The sequence below is a fragment of the Pseudonocardia sp. D17 genome (genome assembly GCF_036984265.1).
GTDB lineage: Bacteria > Actinomycetota > Actinomycetes > Mycobacteriales > Pseudonocardiaceae > Pseudonocardia > Pseudonocardia benzenivorans.
Genome location: NZ_BPRG01000110.1, coordinates 1 through 3,875, shown reverse-complemented (window position 1 = coordinate 3,875; position 3,875 = coordinate 1). Strand labels below are relative to the sequence as shown.

At 69.7% G+C, this 3,875-nt stretch carries 3 protein-coding genes; all 3 read left to right on the top strand.

What is annotated here, in order from left to right:
• Window positions 1-898: alpha/beta hydrolase (locus PSD17_RS17935; protein WP_339123648.1), on the top strand; the 898-nt coding region annotated here is incomplete at its 5' end.
• Entirely contained in the window at window positions 895-2,967 is a 2,073-nt protein-coding gene (locus PSD17_RS17930; protein WP_339123646.1) for an ATP-binding protein, read from the top strand. The genes PSD17_RS17935 and PSD17_RS17930, both read left to right, overlap by 4 nt.
• Before the next feature lie 615 nt (window positions 2,968-3,582).
• Window positions 3,583-3,875 (top strand): WD40 repeat domain-containing protein (locus tag PSD17_RS17925; RefSeq protein WP_445261019.1); only part of this gene is annotated, 293 nt, incomplete at its 3' end.

Below are 3,875 nucleotides of genomic sequence, written 5' to 3'. Positions count from 1 at the left end.
CATGGTCATCTGTGTACTCCTCAACTCAAGAGGATCTTGTTACACAGACCATCTGACAGGCTCGCAACTCGGCCGCAAACAACTCCTCCAGCCGTGGTCGCAGGCGCTCTCGGACGGCATCGAGCTCGCCGCCGGCCACCCCGTCGCCGACCCGCCGCTCGACCTCGCCTTCTACGGCAACCTCTACCTCACCCCCTCGGACAAGAAGGGCCCCGGCACAGAACAGGACGTCTTCGAGGACGCATCCCCCGAAGAGGTCGATGCCCTCCTCGAAGCCTCCCGCGAAGCACTCACCCCAGAGGAGCTCGCAGCAGCGGAAGCACTGCCGCCGACGATGGCACGCACCCGTACCCCGAGACCCCTGCAGACCGTCCTGCGCGGGCTGGACCGCAAGTTCGGCGCCGCCGCCGGCGTCCTCTACCTCGGCACGTTGCGTCAGGTCCGCCGCTACCTGACCGAACCGCAGCTCACGGCCTCCGTGGATGACGTCGTCGATCGCACCGCAGCGGCGGGCTGCGCGATCCTGATCGGACACTCCCTGGGCTCGGTCGTCGCGCTGGAATTCATGCGCCGCAACCCCAAGCACAGGGTCGACCTGCTCCTCACTGTGGGGTCGCCCCTGGGACTGCGGATGGTGCAGTCGAGGCTCCCGGCTCCCCTCTGCGGCACTGACACCCCGACAGGGCTCCCGACGAACGTGGCTCGTTGGGTGAACGTGCGAGACCTGCGCGACCCAGTGTCCTGCGCGGGTGACCTGCGACGTTTCTGGCCAGGCATCGAGGAACGGCTCGTGGACAACCAAGGAGACGCCCACAACATCGGCCGCTACCTCTCCAAGATCGAGACCGGGTCCGTCCTGCTGGAGACGGCCCCCGAGCTGGGCGAGGAGAACCCGTGACCCAGGCCGACGCTCAGCGCCTCGAGGTCGACGACCGTTTGGTGAAGCCCCGCCACTTCGTCGCCGTCGCGACCAGCACCCAGGAGAGCTACGGCGACCTGCCCGTCGCCGCCGAGGTCACCACCCTCGCGGACTGGCTCACCGACCAGGACAAACTCGGCAGCCGCGCGTTCACCCCGGCCCATCCCGCGCTCGCCGACAACCCGACCAAAGCCCAGCTCCGCGAGGCCTTCGAGGAACCCGACAAGCCATGGACCGAACGGGACGCCGCCGTAATATTCGTGACCGGCCACGGCGACGTCAAGAACGACAACCACTACCTCGTACTCGAACAGACCCAGCCCGGCGACCTCGTCCCACGCACCGCCATCCGCACCAGCGACCTGATCAGCTGGCTGCACTACGACGGCGGCATCGAGCACCTGCTGCTGATCATCGACGCCTGCTACGCCGGAAAGACCGCGACCGACATCGTCCGCTTCGACAAACCCTTCCCCGCTGGCTGGCTGGTGCTGTTCAGCGCCGCCAAGAACCAACAAGCCACCGCCGGTGCGTTGACGGAGGCGATCAAGCAGACCGCCGACAAGCTCTACGGCCCCGAGGGCGCCAAATGGGGGCTCAACCACCGCTACTTCCTGGTCAGCGAGTTCACCGACGCCGTCCGCGAGTATCTCGAGGAACACCACCCCGACCAGGAGCTCGTCCTCGTCGGCTACCGCGGCAAGCTCAACGCCGAACACGTCGGGCTACCCAACCCGCACCTCGCCACGGAGCCCAGCACCGTCGAGACGCAGCCACAACGCCACGAGCTCGCCCTACCCCACAACGACCTCGAGACCCACTGGGCTCCCCGCCACAGCGGTGCCGTCGACGCGAAACGCTGGCTGTTCACCGGCCGCGCCGCCCTGATGGCAGAGCTCATCGCCGCCACCGCCCGCCCCCGCAGCGGCGAACCGAACACCTCTGCGGCGCTGCTGGTCACCGGGGGCGCCGGCAGCGGCAAGTCCGCCGTGCTGGCCCGGCTGGTGACCCTCGCAGACCCGACGTTCATCACCACCTACGCCGACCAGGTCCGAGACATCCCCGACGCGCTGCGACCGCCGGTCGGGGCGGTGGACGTGGCCGTGCTGGCCACCGGGAAGTACCCACACGAGGTGATCGAACAGCTCAACCACGCCCTCGGCGCAGCCCCGCCATCACAGGCAGCGCGAGCCGACCTCACCTCGCGGATCAAGGCCTGCCGCGCCGAGCTCGACCGCCGCGCTCAAGCCGGCCAACGCACGGTCGTGGTCCTCGACGCCCTCGACGAAGCCCAGGACCCCGAGGGTATCGCCAACGCCCTGGCCCGCCTCACCGAAGACGGACAGGGGCTGCAGCTGATCATCGGGGTGCGCTCCCCCGCCGGCCCCGACGACCCGCTCGCCGCCGACGGACCCCGCGGGCCACTCGCTGACCGCCTCGAAAAGCTGCTGTCCGCCGCCCGGATCCGGGTCGACGAGGACCCGTGGTGGCACCAAGACGACGTCCGCGACTACGCCGCCAGCTACCTGCGCAACACCCCTGAGTCCCCCTACGCGCCCCCGGAACAACACGCCCTCGCCGGTGAGCTCGCCCAGGTCATCTCCGATCGCGTTGGGCGCAGCTTCCTCGTCGCCCGTCTCGCCGCCACCGCTCTGACCCAACGCAAAGAACTCGTCGCGCCCGACGACGAGCAATGGCTGGCGGGGGTCGACGGCACCGTCGTCGGCGCGTTCCGCGACGACCTGCACCGCATCTTCGACGACCCCGGGGAACGTCTCGGCGCTGTCGAGCTGCTCCGCGCGGTCGCGTTCGCCTACGGCCGCGGCCTGCCCTGGGGCGATATCTGGCCCGCCGTGGCCAACGCCGTCGCCGACCGCCCCCACAAGTTCGGCGACCGCGACATCGCCGACCTCCTCGCCTCCCCCATCAGCGCCTACCTGATCACCGACACCGCCGACGACACCACCGTCTACCGACTCTTCCACGACGCCCTGCGTGCCACCCTGCGCGAAAGTTGGCGCGACCTCCTCACCGAGCAACCACGATGACCACCCCGCCAGACAGGCACTCACCGCCACCCGGCCCAGCCGACGAGCTCGCCGTGGTCCACCGGCGCATCGCCCGCAACCTCAGCCACCTCGCCACCGCAGCCACCGACAACGACCTCACCCCGCCGCATTACCTCCGCCGGCATCTTGCCGAGCACGCAGCAGCCGGCGGCGTCCTCGACGACGCGACCTTGCCAACCTCCTGCCTGCCCTACATCGACGTCACTCGCCTTCGGCAGGTATACCGCCGCAACACCTTGGCTGCGATGCCCATCCTGCGTAGGGCGACACACGAATGGGACTTCGACCGGCCTGCCTCGAACCGAGCGGCGCTGCAACGATGGTCGGTCCTGCTGAAGCAGCCTCAGTTCGCCCCGCCCCCACTACCCGGCGAACCTCGCCTGCACTGGGCACATTGGCCGGTCGGCCACGGCGAGATCCTCGCCCACACCAGGCTCGCAGCTGCAGGGGTGGCGTTGGTGGTGGCGGCGGCGCCCGACGGGCGCACCCTCGCTGTCACGCGCAGCAGCGACGGAACTGTACGGGTGTGGAACCTCAACACCGGAGACCAGGTCGGGCCAGCCACTGACCGGCCCCGGCGACTGCGTGGTCGCGATGGCGACGGTGGTGACCCCCGGCGAGCGCACCCTCGCTGTCACCCGCAGCAGCGACAGCATGGTGCAGGCATGGGACCTCAACACCGGAGAACAGGTCGGCCAGCCGCTGACCGGCCACGAGCACCGCGTGGTCACGGTGGTTGTGCCCCCCGACGGGCGCACCCTCGCCGTCACCGGCAGCGACGACGGGACCGTGCGGGTGTGGGACCTCAACTCCGGAGAACAGGTCGGCCAGCCACTGACCGGCCACGAGGACCGCGTGATCGCGGTGACGACGGTGGTGACCCCCGA